This window comes from Microcystis sp. BLCC-F209 (assembly GCF_041928595.1).
GTDB lineage: Bacteria > Cyanobacteriota > Cyanobacteriia > Cyanobacteriales > Microcystaceae > Microcystis.
Window position 1 is genome coordinate 1 of record NZ_JBHFLL010000189.1, and the last position, 17,484, is coordinate 17,484.

The window sequence follows — 17,484 nt, forward strand, 5'->3', positions numbered from 1 at the left end:
TAGATATTGAAGAAGTATTTGGCAAAAGCTTATTAGATAAATTGCGCTATTTACAGAGTTTTATGTGTCAACATATCAGCTATGTACACTGGTTTAGGAAAATTGTCTATTCAATCTGAAAAATGGCGTTCTGGGGTTGTCCTGTTCTTAAATGTAAAGTTTTGTTACGAGATTCAACATTTCTGATTCGGAAGGTGTCTGGGTTATAAATAATAGGAGGTTGATTAAATCCTAACGCAGCAACTAAGTGCGGTTCATCCCCAGAATTATTATAGATAATCCAAGTATCGCACAAAGGTAAATACAACTGCATGAGGTTAATACGTCCCCGCTCATAACGACGACGAACCACATCTTCAGGAATATTATGACCGCCACTGGCTACCCTTCTGTGAACTCTCTCTAAAGCTAATTCTGGACTTTGTAGCCAAAAATAAATAAGATTGAGCCTATAGCCAGAACTGCGACAGTCTCTCAAAAAACGGGCAAAATGTCGGGATGCCAGGGTGCTTTCAAAGGCAAAATCTATTACTTGGCACTTCAGCGTTACCAACCTTTCTAACATCAACCGTCCTGCTTGGATAGCAACCGACTCAGGATTAAAAGGTGAGAGTCCGGCGGCAATTTCATCGGCGTTAACGTACTCGATAACGCCTAAAAAGTTGGGTAAAATTTTTTTAGCGACGGTGGTTTTCCCGGAACCATTGGGGCCACCAATTAGATAAACATCAGACATGAGGGAAAAGGTCGTCCTCCAGATTATTTTGAGATAACCTCGAACTAACTATCAGTGGCTCTCAAATTTCCGTAAGAAAAGGTGCGATATCGATGGGGAACCAATCCCCGTCTAATACTTGTTCGAGAGTGAATATAGACTCTAGGGGAATTATATTTTTATCGACAATTCTCCCATCAATTAGGGTTTGTCTTGCGTCTGAATAGGCCTCCCCAAAGGAATTAATGGCATGATTTTTTAGCGTTTGGGTTTTGATCTTTTTTTTCAGTTGCACTCGAAAAGTGGCTATCTCTCCCAGCCAATGACGCGCATTTCGTTCTCTTTCCGTTGTCCAATAACTCAGTTTTAAAAGATGGATTAATAGTTGAGTTAATAAACTTTCGACAGCTTCGCGCTCGCTTCTCCCCATGCACTCCACTTCCTCGATCAGATTTTCCCAGTCCACTCTGTCAAACTCTTTTCGCTTTAAAAGTTCGGCGGTTTTTTCTGTCCAGAGAACAAAATCTTCCTCGTAGAGCATGAAGATCAATGGTGGGGTTTGTGCGGTCATAATAGATTTCTGGGGTTGCTGATTTGTGATAGGAATCTTCTTGTGTGGGGTTTTTAAAACCTGGAGCCAAACTAACTTTTGGATAGGATGCACAGTTGGCATTCATAGCTTGAGTCAGCAACACCGCAGAAAAATTAATTCTGACTCAAAAATAAACTGGGCAATCCGATAAGATTATCCTGCTTAAAAAAGATCGAATTTTGTTGTCGCAATTTACCGATTAATCTTGTTACTGTTACTCTGGTAGTGCCGATGGCGCTGGCAATTTGAGCGTGAGTTAGGGGATAGGGGAGATAATAGCCTTCCCCACAGGGTTGACCGTATTCTTCCAATAATAGAACCAAGAACCCCATTAATCGATCGAGGGAGCGTTTTTGACCGAGAATACTCAACCAAAATAACTTACGCTGGTATTGATGGCGAAAAGTTTCCATAACAGCCGATCGCAATTGCGGCCATTGTTGTAGGTCTTCCCAGTATAACCAGACTAACTCGGTTCCGTCTAGATGAGCTTGGGCTTGTAATTGAAAGGGAAATTGAGAAACAATCTCAAAAGGTTGACCTGCACCCACAAAACCGAGAAATACTTCCTCACTATCGGCAATAGGTGGTTGACGGGCGGATTTTTGGTCGATAACGTTAACTTGTGCCTTACCAACAATACGAATCGCCCCAGATTCGACAAAGTATAACAGTCCGGGGCGCGTGGCTACTTTTTCATCTTTGGCAAAGGTATGGTTACGATAATGGGATTTTGCCCAGTTAAAGATTTCTGTTTCTTGACCGATTAAGGGTACAAAATCCGACGAAGGAACCGAAGAAGACATTAAAATTAATAACCCACTGGGGCGTTGAGGGAACTGTAAACTAATGTAACAAAAAATTGCTGCGATTGGGGGGGTGTCTTGTGGCCGCTAGATGGTTATTGGTCAATAATGCCTAGAAGTCGCGGGGATTGGGCAGATAGGGGAATTATTAAGCATTCTTAACAGAATACCCGCCCCAATGTTACAAAAGCTAGATAATCAGCTTATCTATTCTTAACTTTTTCTCGCTTTTCTGGGGACTATGGCATAAGATAGGATGCGTAACTATTAGTTTTCTATCTATGATATAGCGTTTCTCTTAAAGATGAAGTATAAAGAAATTTGGCATTATCTCTTGGCGACCAGCTCCTGTTAACCGTTCCCTGTTCCCTAAAACCAGATACTTCGTACCTCACTATTAAGATAACTGCCATAGATGATAGTTGATAGATAATTTAAATTTATACTTTTCCTTAAAAACTTCGGTCAAACTTGTATGAATAGCATTAGACAAAAAGTGGAATCCCTCTTGAATCAATTACCCGATGATTGTTCAATTGAAGATATTCAGTATCATTTATACGTTCTGGAGAAGGTGCGTCAAAGTTTGAACGCTGCCTCTCTGGAGAATACAATCCCCCAAGAAGAAGTTGAGGGTCTTTTAAACAAATGGCTGATCGAGTGAATTATCGCCTTGTCTGGTCGCCCAAAGCAATTGAAGACGTGGATGCGATCGCATCTTATATCAGTCGAGATTCCCCGTCCTACGCGGCGGCCGTCGTGCGTCGAATTCTTGATATAAGCTATTCTTTAGAAAATTGTCCCCTAGAAGCGAAAAAATGCGCCGAATTTAGCGATGATACCATCCGAGAAAAGTCTGCCTATGCCTACCGTCTGATCTATCAAATTCAAGGGGCGGTAGTTATTATAGCGGCGGTCGTCCATAGTAAGCATTTCTTGGATTGATCTAGTCAGTGATCAGTTATCAGTGATCAGTTATCAGTGATCAGTGGTCAGATTTGAATTTTCAGTTCACAAGGGCTGAATCTAATACCAAATTTGTTAAGCTAAAAGCTTTAATCTACTCAGTTTCTAGCCTTCTTTTTAGGTAGGAGAATTGCCAGATTCTTTCTGGGAGCCTCTTGCCTCTTGCCTTCAGTTCACTGATTACTGATTACTGTTTACTGGACGGCTACGCCGTGCCTTTGGCAACACTGAAAAGTCCCCCACCCGCCAATTTTGAGCCTAATTCCCGCTTAATCCGGTTGAGAATCGAGGTTTCATCGAGGGAATCGAGAATACTGGCTACCACTGCCTTCGGGCCATCGGGTCCCCAGGTGGCCCCATTAGCGAGATAGGTTTTCGTCACTTGGCCGATCGCGTAACAGGATACACCGGCAACTCCCGCTTGAGTCAGGGCGATCGAAGTATAGGGAAGGAGAGAAATGCCGCCAGTGGCAGGAATCGAGAGACCGAGCAGTCCTTTGAGGGAACTTAAGCCCAAAACCGCTAAAAATTCGCTGGCACTAATACCCCCCATATTGAGGGCAATTTTTTGTAAAAGAGCGATCGCCCCCTGACGAGTTAAATCGATGCCGTATAAGCGAGAAAGAGCGAGAATCATGGCCAGATCGATAACTGCTCCCGTAAACAGATCCAACACCGTCACTGGATTGAGAGCGATCGCCGATGCTTTGATCATCACTGCTTTTTGAATCAATTGATTAGCCCCGCGATCGCGGATAGCCATTTTGCGGGCGACAATTTGCTCGTTTACCTCGTCCGCATACAGCATAGAATTGAGTGCTACGAGCGATTTACCCTCTCGCTCTAGAATTTCCAAAATTTTGAGTTTCAGAGCTTCTATCTGGGGTTTTCCGCGAAATCGTTGCGTTTTTAGCCGCCCATCCTGCCCCTTGACGGTCTCCGCCAAGAGGGGAGAGGCTGCCACCATAACAATCTCATCGGGGGAGAGTAATTCTTTCACCCGTTCTGAGGCGATTTTCTCATAGATAGCGAGGCGATCGACTTCCGGATACTGATCGATTTTATTAAAGACCAAAATCATCGGTTTTCCCGCTTCGCGTAACTTGGCCAAGGCGGAAAATTCCACTTTGGTCATATCACCAGAGATGATAAAAAGGATTAAATCCACCTGCTGCGCCACCTGACAGGCGAGAATTTCCCTCGTTTGCCCATCTACCTCATCAATACCGGGAGTATCAAGCAATTGCACCTGAGCATTACCCTGGCCGTTCAGGGTCAGACGCGCTAGATTGGGGAAGGTATCATCGCTGCTTAACTGCCAATTTACCCCTTTAATGGTGCGGGTAACTCCGTGTAGGGGACCGGTCGTAAAGATTTCTTGACCGACCAGAGCATTTAAAATCGAGGATTTTCCCCGGCCCACCAGGCCAAAAGCGGCAATTTGAATCAGGGATCGATCGAGTTTTTCTAGCAGGGCCACCAGGCGATCGATCTCCGCTTCTAGACCAATTTTCTCGATCGAGGTAAGATCCAGACGCTCAACAAGTTTGCTCAGAGAATTGCGTGCCTGATTATAGTTGAGTTCTTCTTGAATAGTGCCGACACCTCGAAGCGCTTGTTCTAGGTCTTCGGTATTCCAAGCTCGATCGAGAGACGGGTCAGAGGTCATTTCAGTTATCAGTTATCAGTGATTAAGTAGGTGGGTGTTAAAAATTGTCAGATACCCCCCTTATCAAGGGGGGATTAAGGGGGGATCAAGGGGGGATCAAGGGGGGATCAAGGGGGGATTTATCTTCAATTATAACCAGCTACTTTATTAAGGATAATCAGGATGAGTGTCATCTACGACTTGGAACACATCACCACCTATCATTATCGTAAACCGGTAACTTTTGGGGAACATCGGGCGATTTTTTTGCCTAGTGCCGGTCACGGTGAAAGAATTATCAGTTATTCTGTAGAAGCGAATATTGCCGCCAAAACGCGCTGGACTATGGATACTCTATCTAACAACGTGGTAGAGCTTGAATTTGCTGAACCAGCGTCAGAATTAATCGTTACCTGTCGATTACGGGCGGAACATTTTGGCTTAAAAGCGATCGCTGATTTTCCCCTCGCTCAACGGGCGATCGAAATTCCCATCCAGTACACCCCCGATGAATGGTTAGATCTAGTGGTGTTTATGCGTCCCCACGCTGAGGATGCCGACGGCAGCTTGGCAGCTTGGGCCAAAAGTTTTGTAGCGGGGGACCAAGATGATACCCTCGATGTCATGGCAAGAATGATGGCGGCTATCAAAGATAATTTTACCTACCAATCCAGGGAGAGTGAAGGAACTCAATCCCCCGGAGAAACCCTGCGGCTAAAGTCGGGAACTTGTCGCGATTATGCTTGGTTGATGATCGAAGCTTTGCGAAGATTGGGTTTAGCCTGTCGTTTTGTCAGTGGCTATCTCTACGATGCTGCCCTCGACGGTGGTGAAGTGGGGATGACTGGCTCTGGCGCTACCCATGCTTGGTTACAGGTTTATCTACCCGGGGCCGGTTGGCGTAATTATGATCCGACTAATCAAATTACCGCCGGCTTTGATTTAATTCGAGTGGCGATCGCTCGTCATCCCGGTCAAATCATACCTCTTTCCGGTTCTTGGTTTGGTGATGCCGATGACTTTTTGTCTATGGATGTTAAAGTGACCATTCGCAAGTTGGGGACGCTGCCGGATTTTGATCCGAGGGAATAGGTTGAATTATCGGGTTTTTTCTTGACCAGCGATCGCAAAAAACGGGTTTCTCGAAGAAACCCGTTTTCTACTCATGCAATAAAGCGAAGATTGCCGTTGGGTCATAGCATTTTTATCGATTTTTGTCAAGATATATTTGACACAATTTATTAGAAAAAGGGTTTCTTTTAAAAACCCTTTTTCTGCTTTCCAACTAATCCTATTTGACCTAATAGGTAAGGGATAAGGGTAGGGCTAATTCATGAATTAGCCCTACTTTTTTAGTTTCCAACTAATCCTAATGTGTAATTAATTTTGCTTAGGTGCTTAACTATAAACGGGATTATTTCGGCCAAATTTTTTGAAATTTTCCCTCTTGACCATTATTCTCGTCTAGAAAACCTAGAAAATAAGCACAATCATCAGAGTCATCAGGAAAAATTGTTAATAATTCTAGGTATTGATGATTATTTTTGGGATACATTCGATGCCAAAGACGACCAACTTGATTGATATTTTTTGTTACTATTCCTGTCACCGAGGTTTTATAGATACTTAAATTATCCAGTTTTTGATAGGCTTTGTGAAGCCATTTTATGGCTAGGGAATCATATTTATCTTCGGCAATTCTTCCCCAAACTTCGACATTTTTAGGATGCCAACTTTCTCGCCATTTAGCACTATTATCGGGAGTTATAGGGATATATTTTTGTAAGGACATCCATTGTTTAGCAATAGTGCGAACATCTTTGATAAAGGGATGAACATGAGTTAAATCTCTGACTTTATTATCGTTGATTAAAGAACTTTTATCCCCCCATTGCCAATGACAGCCAATTAAGGGTTTATTGGGATAATAATCCTCATAGAAAATACTATGATCTGCTCGTCGCCATGATTTACCAAATCCTCCTAATAACATGGCAAAACGAGTGAGAAAACAAATTAATTTTTTTAAGCATTCTTGCTGGTTTTCGGGGAGAGATTGGGATTGGGTGAGAATCCAGCGTAATTCTCCTGTTACTGTGTAGGTGGGTTCGTTGTAACCCTTGGCAAAGGTTCCTAACTCTAGAGATTTGACACAAAAATCGACCGCTAGTAAACCTTGGGTTGCTTCTCCGTCAATTCCTCCAAATAGCTGATTAACTAACTTTTCGGCATTTTTAGCATCAGTTAAACCGCCAAAAATACGCAAGGCATGACCGCGAATTGCTCCTCGAAAAATATTGGGTCGAAATTCCCTTGCACCATCGAGGCTTTTAGGAGCCATTCCTTGGCCTTTCAGAAAACATTTATATAAAGGTTCTTTTGAAGGTTTAATGTCTTTTGGTAAGCCGTAACCGCTACTAACACGGCATCCTAGACCAGATTCTAAAGCTCTTTCCCAGATAGTCCAAATCTCCTCCCAATCGGGTTGTTCTATTGAGGTAGAAATGCCAAATTTTAGGGTAGGTTGATAGAGAGAAATTAAAGCAAAACCACTTTCTCCACTGGGTTTTTGTCGAGTGTTTGGGGTTTTTACTTGCCATCCCTGTTGCGGGTGAACAATATCTAAAAGATTTTCCGTCCAATCATTAACGGGATAACCGCCATGGAAGCGCAAAAGACTAGGGTTATCGCTATCTTTTTCGAGGTGATAACGTTGTTTTTGTTCGGGGGTGCAAGCTTGACAAAAGGCTCCTTTCATGCTGGAACCGGGATAAAATGGTATGCCATAAGCACCCATTACAGGCCGAATTATTCCTTCATCTTGTCCCCCATTAGTGACGAATCGCCACGATATTTGATATTCTTTGGTTTTTACTTCCTGACCAAATTGGGGAGGATTTTCATCGACTCGTTCTATCCATTCCTTTACCCATTTTTGGCTATCATTTTCATCTTTTTTAGAGTCAATATATTGTAATTGCGATCGCCCTTTGCTTTGTGCGCGAAACATCAAGGGGATTTTGTCACCAATATCGGGAATATTAACCATATAATTTATCGCTCCTTTGTTCCTTTATATCTTTGAGTCCACCAAACTAAACAATCGCATAGTTGCGTTAAAACAGCGAGGGTAATTCTCTGGTCTTCTAGCTTTAATTCCCAGAGTTTTTCTGCCATTGCTTGAACAGATTCGGTATCATTTACCTGTACGGTATCGTTAGGGATAGGAATCCCCGCTTCTGCCATGGTTTCGACTAATTTATCCCAAGTTTCTTTCCAGTATTTTGCCTTATTGGTTTCCTTGGATTGTAAGCGCAGATGTTCACCCCAGAATCTTTCTAGTCCATAGGAAACGGATTCACGCATTTTAAAAGATTGATTGAGAGAATCTCGGTCTCGTAGTTTGGCAGCGAGAACTAATTTCTGAGCAATGCGATCGAGATTGTATTCTTTCCAAGCCATAATATTAGATAAAATGTAATTATTGATTAGCGTAGTTTAAAATAGTAACTTGGCAACGACCAAAACCGATGGATTCTAATCCTCCGAAATATAATTCTTTTTGGTTTACCGATTCTCCAAAAGGTTGCCATCCTGTTTCTTTGCAAGCAATGGGAAAAACTAAAATACTACCCACGGGTAAAGCTTCCACATTGAAAAAAGCTCCTTTTTCTGTATCCACTTTTTTCTGACCTTCTAGTAGTTTAACCCGGCTTTGTCGGTAGAGTGCCATATCGTGCAGCATGGATATATCGTTATCATCAACGACGACTAATTGAGAAGCTTTTAAATCCGCTTGCGGGGGAATCCACGAAGAAAGCTCCTCTAAGTGTTCAATTTCGAGAAATCCTAAGTTAAAAAATAAAACTTTGCTATTGCGGTTAACTCCCTGCACTACTCGCGCTTGTAAACTAGGGGAAGCAGTATAGGGATTGGGTACTTTTGCAGAGATTCCCGTGATTTGTTTGTAGCGTTTTAATAATAGGGGAGAAGTGACCCAAACTATCGGCTGTCCGGGACAAAATACCGGCAACCAAACGAGGGAAGCATATTCAAATTTAACTTTTGCTTCGGTGGTTCCTCCGTCTTCTTGTCCTGGGATTGTTTCGTGTCCGTACCATGTACGTTTTTCATCTATATTGTTCATATCGGCACGAAAACGGCCGCGAATAGAACTACCGGGGATAATTGCTGTTTGGGTAAATTGGTCACGAAAAATGAGGTTAAGATTACCCGTTTCTTCTCCTGCGGTTGCTCCCACATGAAGGGGTGCTAAGGTTTCAAGTATGCCATAACTTTTGTGATACATTTTTTGGTAAAAGTGAGTATTTTAGATGCTTGGGGATTATTCTAAACTAGGTTAATATTAATGTCAGGATTTTCTAAGATTTTGTTAATATTTTATCGTGGTATTTAGGCTATTAGGACAGCACAAAGCTAAGTAGGTGGGTGGAATTAAATATAAAATGAACGTAGGTTGGGTTGAAGCATGAAACCCAACGCCCGCATGGGTTACGCTACCGCTAACCCATCCTACAAATAATTGTGCCTACCTACTTATAGGTTTATTCCTAATCAATTGCAACACCCTTTAATAATTCATCGATTTCTTTAGCCATTTCCTCTGTGTAAGGAGTGAGAGAAGAAGGGTTTTTAAAGGCATCTTCTACCAAAAAATCTAAAAACATACGCAGCATTTTATTTTTGCTAATTTTTGAGCCTTGATTATTACCACTTTTTCAATAATCTAATAAAGCTTTTCGGGGAAATATAGTTTTTAGTTTTGCCATAGCTATCACTTATGCTTGTCTCATTTACCCTACTCAATAATTATAGGCTTTATTTGGCAATATTTTCTAAGGGTAAGGCTAATCCGCAGCCCCAACGTTTGAGAGAAACCCCTTCGCTGGGGAACCAAGATTCCTGCCAATTTTGCCAAGATGGTAAGGGGTTTTTTAAGCGATAAACTGTTCCTGCGGGAACTGCATAACGTCCCCTAGATAAGCGCTTAACTTTATCTTTTCCTCCGAATCGATAACGATAGGTTATTGGTCTTTCGGTGTTGAGGGTTTCTAATTGCCAATCACTGGGATTGCGAGTTGATAGGCGATTTGTTCCCCAGATTGCGGCAGTAATGAGGGCAAAATATTGACCGACATCTTGATTAAATAAAGTTTGGAGATGGCTGCTTAGTTCAAGTGATTTAACTTCCACTAGATGGGATTCCCCACCAAAGCGATACCAGCCATTTTCTAGGGGTTGATTAGCTAAATAAACTAGACAAGCATCTGGATGTAACTGGACGGCATTTTCGAGGAATAATTCTCCAGTTTTTACCTTTCTTTGCTCCTCTAATAAACGCGGATGGAGATGGGGATGATATTGCCACGGAGAACCATAGGCTTTTTGAGGATTATACCATTGGTTGATAGGAATCCAACTATCTCGATCGAATTTTCCCTCAATTTGTTTACTGTCTTTCTCTTGCCATTTTTCTTGCCATGTTAAGGTGTGTTGAATTTTTCCATTGTCGTTATTTTCTTGGTCTTGAAAATAATTTGCGAGGGGTTTTTTAGCCAGATAAATAAAGGGAGTGGGGACAAAAAAGTTATCTGGTTGTTCACTGTTTGTCCAAAAAGGGCCGGCAATTTGTAAATCGCGAATATTGGTGGGATTGCTGTGAGCAAATAGTCCCGAAACTGTGGCAGCAGTGGGGGGAAAACGATTTCCTGAACGTCCAACTAGATTTTCTGGAGACAGAAACGGACCGGCGCTACCGTAGAGAAATCCCAAAGGTTTAATTATGATCAGATATTGCAGCATTTTTCTATGTTTAGGTGAGATGATTGGCCACTTTTGAGAGGTTAATTACCCAGTTATTTTTATCTTGGTGAGAGGTGGTATCGATGGGTATATTTTGATTAAAATAAAGGTTAAAAACTGCATTGGCAATATCGTGATTATCATCGGTAAAAGCGCGGCGATTTTCTAAAGTTGCTATATCATTATAGAAATGTGTCCAGTTTTTTCCTTCACTGCGATCGCAATAACTATCGAGGATATCTTTTAAGTTTTCCCAGGGACAAACCCACTCTAAATAGTTACCACTGTTAAAAAGAATTCGCACCGCGAGACGATTTTTACCTTGATTTTTAGCGGATTTTTCTGCTTCTCGACATTGTTGCAATATGTCACGCTGAGGAACTCCTGAAGCTGCCCAAACAAAACCGACGCTAACAGTTATATCCTGAGAATAACCGTGTTTTGGCCAGATTTCCCGATGAAATTGATCAAACCAATATAGACAATCTTGTAGGGTTAATTTTAGTTCTGATTTTTGTGAAAACAAAACCCCTAGAAAGTCATCTCCTCCCGCATAAATAATGCGACCAAAGTTAAGATAATTTTCTAGTTCTTCTCCCCATTGTCGCATTCTTTGACTAAATTCTTTTCTTGAGGATATGGACAGATTTTTTAGGTAATTTCCCATCCCGTCACCGTCCCCTTGAAACCATCCTGTATAGGATTTTTCCTCGTAGCGATTTAGTTCCACAAATTTTTTAGGAAGTTCTAGGTTTAAAGGCTTGCCAATATCATATAATGTAATCATTCTTTTGACTAATTCGGGAATGCTAAGACGTTCGGTTTCATCGAGGATAGCATTAGAAAGTTTTTGACTTAATTGCTGATAAAATTCGGTGATTTGCTTATTTTGTTGGGAAATACTAGAATATAAAGGATGGGTTTGATCCGTCATTCCATACCAAACAATGGCATCGGAACCCGATAAGCTAGAACTTTCTCCTTGCCAATTAATTCCCGTCCAATCTCGTTGATATTTTTTCTGTTGCAGACTTTTAAACGCACAATCGATCGAGTCCTCTTGCGCCCAGAAGAATTCCCAAGTATGATTAATCCATAGGTTCCATTCTCGTCGCCAAGTATAATTGTATTGTGGTAAATTTTGTTCAATCCAAACCCGACACTTATTAACCACTTTTTGCCATGCGTCATTGAAGACTTGTTCGGCCTCTTTTTTGGGAAAATTACCCGCGATTAAGATTTGGTTGGGAGTTCCTCTTTTAACGTCAATTAAAGCGGGAGAAATAAGGCTACATTCAGGATATTTATCCGCTGCCTGACAGATAGCATCGGCAAGATAGGATAATAAAAAAGAACCACCGTATAAGTCCCTTAGTTTACGCGATTTTTCGATGAATCCTTGCACAGGAGCAAAGGTAATTACAGTATAGTTCATTTGATCTTTATTGTCCTCGATAAAGTTTAAATTCCTGAAGATTAATAAGATTTCTGTAGGTAGAATTTTCGTATTGAGTTAGGAGAATTGGCCAGTATTGTTGAACGGCCATTCCGACAAGTATTCCCAAAGTTATAGGCATGGAATAAACTAGCTTAATCTCTTGATAGTTTTTTTGTTGAGCGATATTGATAGTTTTAAAAATTTCTCTAGAATATTGTAGCCAATCTTCATTTTTTTCAATTGTACCACTGCCTTTACTTTTCAGATAAATTAAATCGCCGTAGTTTTCAATACTCTGATCATTAAGATTAATTTTATGGGAAGAAACATCGATGGCTATAGTTACTCTATCTTGACCTTTTTCGGTGACAACACGCTCAAATTTTTCGTATTCCTTAATATCTTCTTTAAGTTTGCGATCGCTAATTTCCACCACAGGATAATAACTATCAGAAGATTTATTATATTGAAAGATTTTTACTCCTTCGGTAGCGAGAATAGTGCCGACCATAATAGCGACGCTAATCGGACCGATATAGGCAAGATAAATAATAGTATTTTGGGGAGTTTTTTTCTTAAGTTTCTCTAGATTATAGCGTAGTATTTGCAGAAAAGCTCTCAGCATTTCTTGATCATAAATATCACAGGAGTAGTTAAAAATTAAATCTGTTTCGCTAATATTGAGATACTGGTCAAGATTATTTTGATGATCTTTGTATTTATTTTCTGTTTCGATGATATTAAAAAGCGATTGCAGAGCCTTATTACTATCGGCAGGATTAGCAATATTAATCACTATCGGTAGAGGAATCGCCTGATGTTTATAGAGGTCGTATTTCTGAGATTCTAGCCAGATACCGATGATAACTAGAGCCAAAGTAATCAGAAAAATTAGATAATATCCCTGGCCAAATTGATCGGCAATTAGTGCTAAAATAGCGGCGATGGCTAATGCTGCATTGGTGAGGGGATTAAAGATAATATTATAGGGATATTGACGCAGATTACCCAGGACATTTTTAAGAGATTTCAGCATAATTTTACTAGAGATTTAGGGCATAATATCGAGAAGACACAGAGACAATTCGGGAAAAACTGCCGAACTAATGCGCTCATAAAGACGATATAATTTTTGTTGATATTCATCACCTTCTAGCTGATAAATAGTCAAAGTAGGCTGTTTGGGTTTACCGATAAAAGAGATGCCACCCAATCCACGAAAATCGACAATCCAATATTCAGCAATACCTAAAGATGAGTATTCTTCAACTTTGCGTGCATAATCATCTTGCCAATTACTACTAACCACTTCTACCACTAATTTAATTGCTGGGGAGCTAGTTAAAATTGGTTGTTTTTCCCAGAGAGGTTCGGTGCTAAAGTCCACTTCATCTAAAATGATGACATCGGGACGTAAAGCAGTAGCTTGACCCGATTCTGGACGGAGCAAACAGTTTTTAGGAATTGTCCAGGGTAGATGTAATCGCAAGATTTCTCCCCACAGTCTTCCTGCGATTTTTCCCGCTACGGATTCCTGAGGTCCAGTGGGTTCCAAGTCTCGCAACTCCCCGTCAATTAATTGATAGCGTGGGTCATCTCCATACTGGTTTAAAAAGTCTTCAAAAGTGAATAATTTAGGAGATAGGTAGGTCATGATTTTTATCGGATTAGACCTAAAGCTTGTTGTTGTTATCCATGATACTGATTGCTCGCCAGAATCGGGGGATTTTGGGGGTTAAAAAATCCTTAAAAAAAACTCCCACCCCCGCTACCCTCCTTAATCAGTAGCTAGACAATTAAGTAGGTAGGCGTTAAAAATTGTCAGATCCCCCCGCCTATCGGCACCCCCCTTATCAAGGGGGGCAGGGGGGATCGAACCTAAAATCCATTTTTAATTTAATTATAACCAGCTACTTAATTACAGATAATTACTTAAGCAAAATTAATTACACATCGAGAGGCGGAAACTGTACGCTAAAGTAGTAGAAAGGGTCAATTCTCAAGAGGATGATGTGCGCTTCTATGGGATTTCCGAAGAAGCTGTCTCTAGATTATTGGTGATGGGAGGTTCTCCTCCTCAACCACCCCCAAATCTCTACATCATCTAGCTTGTCCCCTAACTCTTGACTGAAAATCGATGCACCCCCTCCCCGACCTAAAACCCCGATTCTCTGGTTGAGGTGCGTCGATTGCTCTCCCAGTCAGGGTTCTACCCTTTGGTATCGGGACTTTTACCCCCCCCAGTACCACTTTTTAACCCTCTTTTTGCAGGTGCGTCGATTTGGGGGTCTGTCTTCCCCTCTCGATGAGACTTTCCAAGGGGTACTCCTTACCTATTAGGTCAAATAGGATTAGTTGGAAACCTCGTTAGGAGACATCCCCGTTCGAATCAGTTCAACCTTACCTATTAGGTCAAATAGGATTAGTTGGAAACATAGCGACTTTGTACGTTACCCCAATGATGGCTGCCTTACCTATTAGGTCAAATAGGATTAGTTGGAAACAGCAATAGCGCGCTTATGACACCTAGCGAATAAAACGCTCCTTACCTATTAGGTCAAATAGGATTAGTTGGAAACAGCTGGATAGCTGTTTGGATTTCGATGGCGGCACGGCCTTACCTATTAGGTCAAATAGGATTAGTTGGAAACTTGCTGGTTTGATGTCCACAGCCCGACCAAAAATATGCTCCTTACCTATTAGGTCAAATAGGATTAGTTGGAAACGAAGAAGCATCCCATGATAGGTGAACATGGATTACAACCTTACCTATTAGGTCAAATAGGATTAGTTGGAAACCCGATAATTTCGCCATTTTCAACTCTATCAGCTAAAACCTTACCTATTAGGTCAAATAGGATTAGTTGGAAACACCAAAGTGATTTGGTAGTAGTATGTGAAAAACCACCTTACCTATTAGGTCAAATAGGATTAGTTGGAAACAACATTTTACTAGCGAAGGCTCGCCTCGTAAGAAAAAAACAACCTTACCTATTAGGTCAAATAGGATTAGTTGGAAACCCATAGAAGTTTTCCTGCCAAATAGCGTCCAAATTGGACACCCCTTACCTATTAGGTCAAATAGGATTAGTTGGAAACGCGGCATCCTTTTTGTAACAATCTCCTTGGATAGACTCGAAGGACCTTACCTATTAGGTCAAATAGGATTAGTTGAAAGGCAGAAAAAGGGTTTCTAAAAGAAACCCTTTTTCTAATAAATCCTGGCAAATAAATAAGATAAAAAATGTCAAATATATCTTGACAAAAATCGATAAAAATGCTACAATTAGGCGTGATTGTTCGCTAAAACTGAAAACATGGTTAAGACAGTAATATGTTCAGCAATCCGTTAGGATTCCTAACAATAAAAAGTCATGGCAGTCTTAGAAATGCTCACCGTTCCCTTTTGCTCTCCCCTTGCTGGCAGCCTTGGCGAATAGATAATTAAAATAACTCAAATAGGACTGCCCTAGCAGTTCTTTCTAGGTAAAGTTGCAATTTTTAATCAATTGTTAAAATATTAAAAGGATGCTAAAGATAGCGGCTAGAGTTTCCAGAGTGAGCTATCCTAGAGATACTACTTACTCCATTCTCCCCCATGCTCGATCGAGTTCTCCATAGTCGTTATCAAGTCCAACAGTTACTGGGAAAAAAAACTATCTTAGCTAGGGACAGACACACCACCCAGTTAGTTATCATTAAACTTATTTCTGTTCCTAGGGGACAAGGGAGTCAGTTTATCGGAGAAATAACCAGTAAAATTGCCCTATTGCGACAACTCTCCCACCCATCTCTCCCCAAATACCTCGATAGCTTTGAGATAGATTCATCCCAAGAACAAATCATCGCTATTGTCCGACCTTATTTATCAGCGCAGCCTTTAGAAAACTATCTTAACTCCAGTTATTTGTTAGCAGAACAAGATCTCAAACAAATTGCCAAATATCTTTTGGAGATTCTCTCCTATCTCCATCAGCAGGATGTCCCCATTAACCACGGCAATATTAAACTTAGTAATATCCTCTTTGATACCCAGTCCCATCGTTTTTATCTAGTTGATTTTGCCTTTGATTCCGATTCTCCCACCACGGACTTACAGGATATAGGTAAAAGTTTGATTAGTTTAGCCACGGGGATTAAGCATCGTTACATACCCGAAAACTTTGAACAAAAAACTAATCTAAGCGCTTTTTTCATCTATTGGTTAAAAAGATTATCAAACTCCCCCCCAGACTCTCATTTTCGTTCGGTGACAGAAGCTTTAGCCAGCTTATATAGTTGTCAATTGATCTTAGTATCTATTGGCAATCTGACCAAACCCTACGGCAGCGAAGTTACTGTTTATAAAACAGATAATCTCCTGCAAATAAAAATCGCTAGTAAAACCAAACAAAAGTTTTTCAATAATCTCAAAACCCAGTTAAGACAGTTTTTACCATCCCTATTCTTTGCGATTACCCTCTTAACCATAGTCGGTATTTATGATCTCAAACTGGTCGCTTTTTTAATCCCAATTATCCTAATTTTTCTGCTCAATTTAATCTCCTCTAGTTTATCTTGGCAGTTATGGAAATCTTTTTGGCAGGGGGAACTAGAGTTAAAAATTACCCCCAAAAAAGTTTCTCTCTATCAAAAACTCTGGGGGCTGAAATTTAAACTAACTGCCGATGCTGCTAGTTCCGAAATTTATAGTCTCATTCGTCGCAATGTCACCGTCACTATGCAGGGAGAAAATGTTAATATTATTCCTCCTTCTCTGGTTCTCGTTGCCAACCATCGAGAATATATTATCACTGCCAGTGAAGATGTTAGCGAAGCCGAATTAGATTGGTTGGCACAACAGTTAAGTGATTGGCTACGTTTACCGATTACGAGAATTTAAGGTGTATTAAGCTACGTTAACACACCCCAAATTTATCTATAAATTAACCGATAACATCTTCCGATTTAATCAGATGCGCTTCTAGGAACCAGAGACGTTTATCGATGTCCCGGGAGATTTCCGTATAGAGATCTGCTGTGTCGGCATCCCCTTGATTGCCAGTGGTATCAATAGCAGAACGAAGATGGGCGGCGTATAAGGCATAACGTTCGGCTAAAGCAACGATATGTTCACTACCATCGACGATATCAGCCGGATATTCCGGCAGAATCGAGTTAGCGGCGGCGATGCGCGCTGTTCCCAAAGCGGTTCCACCTAAAGCGGTAATCCGTTCTGCTACCATGTCCCCATAGCCTTCTAATTCCGTGGCCATTTCGTCGAAGAGGTTGTGCAATTGGTAGAAATTTAAACCTTTTACATTCCAGTGGGCCTGTTTAACCTGAGTTTTTAGGTCTAAACTAGCGGCAAGGGTTTGGCTTAGGATTTCAACCACAGCTTTGCGGATATCTAATGCTAAATCGATGCGGGTGGCGTAGTATTGTCCCGTGGTTTTGGTTTTGACTGGAGTGGCTACCATAATCTTTCTCCTTGATCAGTTAACAGAATAGCTGATT

At 41.0% G+C, this 17,484-nt stretch carries 17 protein-coding genes, 1 pseudogene and 1 CRISPR repeat array; of the genes and pseudogenes, 5 read left to right on the forward strand and 13 right to left on the reverse strand.

The window, feature by feature from the left end:
* Positions 1-119 (forward strand): annotated as a pseudogene (locus ACE1AQ_RS11885) (IS4 family transposase); the annotation flags it as partial.
* On the opposite strand, the gene ACE1AQ_RS11890 reads toward ACE1AQ_RS11885, so the two are convergent.
* The 3 genes from ACE1AQ_RS11890 to ACE1AQ_RS11900 form a co-directional block, all read right to left on the reverse strand.
* Positions 107-736: a zeta toxin family protein gene (locus ACE1AQ_RS11890; RefSeq protein ID WP_253257751.1), complete on the reverse strand. Its 630-nt coding sequence runs from the start codon at positions 734-736 to the stop codon at positions 107-109. The pseudogene ACE1AQ_RS11885 and the gene ACE1AQ_RS11890 overlap by 13 nt on opposite strands.
* A 61-nt stretch (positions 737-797) precedes the next feature.
* Entirely contained in the window at positions 798-1,286 is a 489-nt protein-coding gene (locus tag ACE1AQ_RS11895; RefSeq protein WP_039900719.1) for a DUF29 domain-containing protein, read from the reverse strand.
* Between the two features lie 134 nt (positions 1,287-1,420).
* Positions 1,421-2,113 carry a Crp/Fnr family transcriptional regulator gene (locus ACE1AQ_RS11900; protein WP_008207246.1) on the reverse strand — a complete coding sequence of 231 codons (693 nt, stop codon included), beginning with the start codon at positions 2,111-2,113 and terminating at the stop codon, positions 1,421-1,423.
* Between the two features lie 475 nt (positions 2,114-2,588).
* Between ACE1AQ_RS11900 and ACE1AQ_RS11905 the strand changes: the two genes are divergently transcribed.
* Both ACE1AQ_RS11905 and ACE1AQ_RS11910 read left to right on the forward strand, forming a co-directional pair.
* Positions 2,589-2,777: a hypothetical protein gene (locus tag ACE1AQ_RS11905; protein WP_002737442.1), complete on the forward strand. Its 189-nt coding sequence runs from the start codon at positions 2,589-2,591 to the stop codon at positions 2,775-2,777.
* Positions 2,762-3,058 carry a type II toxin-antitoxin system RelE/ParE family toxin gene (locus ACE1AQ_RS11910; RefSeq protein ID WP_008207247.1) on the forward strand — a complete coding sequence of 99 codons (297 nt, stop codon included), beginning with the start codon at positions 2,762-2,764 and terminating at the stop codon, positions 3,056-3,058. Before ACE1AQ_RS11905 ends, ACE1AQ_RS11910 begins: the two co-directional genes overlap by 16 nt.
* A 226-nt stretch (positions 3,059-3,284) precedes the next feature.
* Here ACE1AQ_RS11910 and ACE1AQ_RS11915 read toward each other — a convergent pair whose 3' ends face one another.
* Positions 3,285-4,748, reverse strand: coding sequence for a GTP-binding protein (locus ACE1AQ_RS11915; RefSeq protein ID WP_110545291.1), 1,464 nt, complete (start codon positions 4,746-4,748; stop codon positions 3,285-3,287).
* Between the two features lie 162 nt (positions 4,749-4,910).
* Here ACE1AQ_RS11915 and ACE1AQ_RS11920 point away from each other — a divergent pair, with 162 nt between their 5' ends.
* On the forward strand, positions 4,911-5,819 hold the full coding sequence (locus ACE1AQ_RS11920) for a transglutaminase family protein (RefSeq protein WP_110545288.1): 909 nt from the start codon (positions 4,911-4,913) through the stop codon (positions 5,817-5,819).
* Positions 5,820-6,141: 322 nt separating this feature from the next.
* On the opposite strand, the gene ACE1AQ_RS11925 is transcribed toward ACE1AQ_RS11920, so the two are convergent.
* The 8 genes from ACE1AQ_RS11925 to ACE1AQ_RS11960 all read right to left on the reverse strand — a co-directional run bounded on the left by ACE1AQ_RS11925 (position 6,142) and on the right by ACE1AQ_RS11960 (position 13,642).
* The gene (locus ACE1AQ_RS11925; RefSeq protein WP_110545286.1) at positions 6,142-7,776 is read right to left on the reverse strand and encodes an RAMP superfamily protein; all 1,635 of its coding nucleotides are present in this window, start codon (positions 7,774-7,776) and stop codon (positions 6,142-6,144) included.
* Between the two features lie 5 nt (positions 7,777-7,781).
* A complete protein-coding gene (locus ACE1AQ_RS11930; protein ID WP_002757498.1) occupies positions 7,782-8,189 on the reverse strand; it encodes a hypothetical protein in 408 nt (135 codons plus the stop codon).
* 19 nt (positions 8,190-8,208) lie between these two features.
* Positions 8,209-9,036, reverse strand: a complete 828-nt coding sequence (locus ACE1AQ_RS11935) for an RAMP superfamily CRISPR-associated protein (protein WP_002736838.1) — start codon at positions 9,034-9,036, stop codon at positions 8,209-8,211.
* Between the two features lie 262 nt (positions 9,037-9,298).
* Positions 9,299-9,424 (reverse strand): hypothetical protein, encoded by a 126-nt coding sequence (locus ACE1AQ_RS11940; protein ID WP_002757501.1) that lies wholly within the window; start codon positions 9,422-9,424, stop codon positions 9,299-9,301.
* Positions 9,425-9,566: 142 nt separating this feature from the next.
* The gene (locus ACE1AQ_RS11945; RefSeq protein WP_110545280.1) at positions 9,567-10,550 is read right to left on the reverse strand and encodes a type III-B CRISPR module-associated Cmr3 family protein; all 984 of its coding nucleotides are present in this window, start codon (positions 10,548-10,550) and stop codon (positions 9,567-9,569) included.
* 10 nt (positions 10,551-10,560) lie between these two features.
* Positions 10,561-11,985 carry a type III-B CRISPR-associated protein Cas10/Cmr2 gene (locus ACE1AQ_RS11950; RefSeq protein WP_110545279.1) on the reverse strand — a complete coding sequence of 475 codons (1,425 nt, stop codon included), beginning with the start codon at positions 11,983-11,985 and terminating at the stop codon, positions 10,561-10,563.
* Positions 11,986-11,992: 7 nt separating this feature from the next.
* Positions 11,993-13,024 (reverse strand): SAVED domain-containing protein, encoded by a 1,032-nt coding sequence (locus ACE1AQ_RS11955; protein WP_110545278.1) that lies wholly within the window; start codon positions 13,022-13,024, stop codon positions 11,993-11,995.
* A gap of 15 nt (positions 13,025-13,039) precedes the next feature.
* Positions 13,040-13,642, reverse strand: a complete 603-nt coding sequence (locus ACE1AQ_RS11960; protein WP_110545277.1) for a Uma2 family endonuclease — start codon at positions 13,640-13,642, stop codon at positions 13,040-13,042.
* A gap of 673 nt (positions 13,643-14,315) precedes the next feature.
* Positions 14,316-15,167: direct repeats of the CRISPR family, unit length 36 nt; unit sequence CCTTACCTATTAGGTCAAATAGGATTAGTTGGAAAC.
* Between the two features lie 419 nt (positions 15,168-15,586).
* Here ACE1AQ_RS11960 and ACE1AQ_RS11965 point away from each other — a divergent pair.
* Positions 15,587-16,870 carry a protein kinase gene (locus ACE1AQ_RS11965; RefSeq protein ID WP_110545276.1) on the forward strand — a complete coding sequence of 428 codons (1,284 nt, stop codon included), beginning with the start codon at positions 15,587-15,589 and terminating at the stop codon, positions 16,868-16,870.
* A 43-nt stretch (positions 16,871-16,913) separates the two neighbouring features.
* Here ACE1AQ_RS11965 and dps read toward each other — a convergent pair whose 3' ends face one another.
* Complete coding sequence (dps, locus tag ACE1AQ_RS11970; protein ID WP_008207290.1) at positions 16,914-17,447, reverse strand: DNA starvation/stationary phase protection protein Dps; 534 nt, start codon at positions 17,445-17,447, stop codon at positions 16,914-16,916.
* Positions 17,448-17,484: the final 37 nt, after the last annotated feature.

What these genes read in the sequence shown, in the direction of transcription:
- ACE1AQ_RS11965 (WP_110545276.1), top strand. Translation starts at nt 15,587, where the DNA reads ATGCTCGATCGAGTTCTCCATAGTCGTTATCAAGTCCAACAGTTACTG.
- ACE1AQ_RS11950 (WP_110545279.1), bottom strand. Translation starts at nt 11,985, where the DNA reads ATGAACTATACTGTAATTACCTTTGCTCCTGTGCAAGGATTCATCGAA.
- ACE1AQ_RS11945 (WP_110545280.1), bottom strand. Translation starts at nt 10,550, where the DNA reads ATGCTGCAATATCTGATCATAATTAAACCTTTGGGATTTCTCTACGGT.
- ACE1AQ_RS11900 (WP_008207246.1), bottom strand. Translation starts at nt 2,113, where the DNA reads ATGTCTTCTTCGGTTCCTTCGTCGGATTTTGTACCCTTAATCGGTCAA.
- ACE1AQ_RS11920 (WP_110545288.1), top strand. Translation starts at nt 4,911, where the DNA reads ATGAGTGTCATCTACGACTTGGAACACATCACCACCTATCATTATCGT.
- ACE1AQ_RS11925 (WP_110545286.1), bottom strand. Translation starts at nt 7,776, where the DNA reads ATGGTTAATATTCCCGATATTGGTGACAAAATCCCCTTGATGTTTCGC.
- ACE1AQ_RS11930 (WP_002757498.1), bottom strand. Translation starts at nt 8,189, where the DNA reads ATGGCTTGGAAAGAATACAATCTCGATCGCATTGCTCAGAAATTAGTT.
- ACE1AQ_RS11935 (WP_002736838.1), bottom strand. Translation starts at nt 9,036, where the DNA reads ATGTATCACAAAAGTTATGGCATACTTGAAACCTTAGCACCCCTTCAT.
- ACE1AQ_RS11915 (WP_110545291.1), bottom strand. Translation starts at nt 4,748, where the DNA reads ATGACCTCTGACCCGTCTCTCGATCGAGCTTGGAATACCGAAGACCTA.
- ACE1AQ_RS11940 (WP_002757501.1), bottom strand. Translation starts at nt 9,424, where the DNA reads ATGCTGCGTATGTTTTTAGATTTTTTGGTAGAAGATGCCTTTAAAAAC.
- ACE1AQ_RS11955 (WP_110545278.1), bottom strand. Translation starts at nt 13,024, where the DNA reads ATGCTGAAATCTCTTAAAAATGTCCTGGGTAATCTGCGTCAATATCCC.
- ACE1AQ_RS11905 (WP_002737442.1), top strand. Translation starts at nt 2,589, where the DNA reads ATGAATAGCATTAGACAAAAAGTGGAATCCCTCTTGAATCAATTACCC.
- ACE1AQ_RS11895 (WP_039900719.1), bottom strand. Translation starts at nt 1,286, where the DNA reads ATGACCGCACAAACCCCACCATTGATCTTCATGCTCTACGAGGAAGAT.
- ACE1AQ_RS11960 (WP_110545277.1), bottom strand. Translation starts at nt 13,642, where the DNA reads ATGACCTACCTATCTCCTAAATTATTCACTTTTGAAGACTTTTTAAAC.
- dps (WP_008207290.1), bottom strand. Translation starts at nt 17,447, where the DNA reads ATGGTAGCCACTCCAGTCAAAACCAAAACCACGGGACAATACTACGCC.
- ACE1AQ_RS11890 (WP_253257751.1), bottom strand. Translation starts at nt 736, where the DNA reads ATGTCTGATGTTTATCTAATTGGTGGCCCCAATGGTTCCGGGAAAACC.
- ACE1AQ_RS11910 (WP_008207247.1), top strand. Translation starts at nt 2,762, where the DNA reads ATGGCTGATCGAGTGAATTATCGCCTTGTCTGGTCGCCCAAAGCAATT.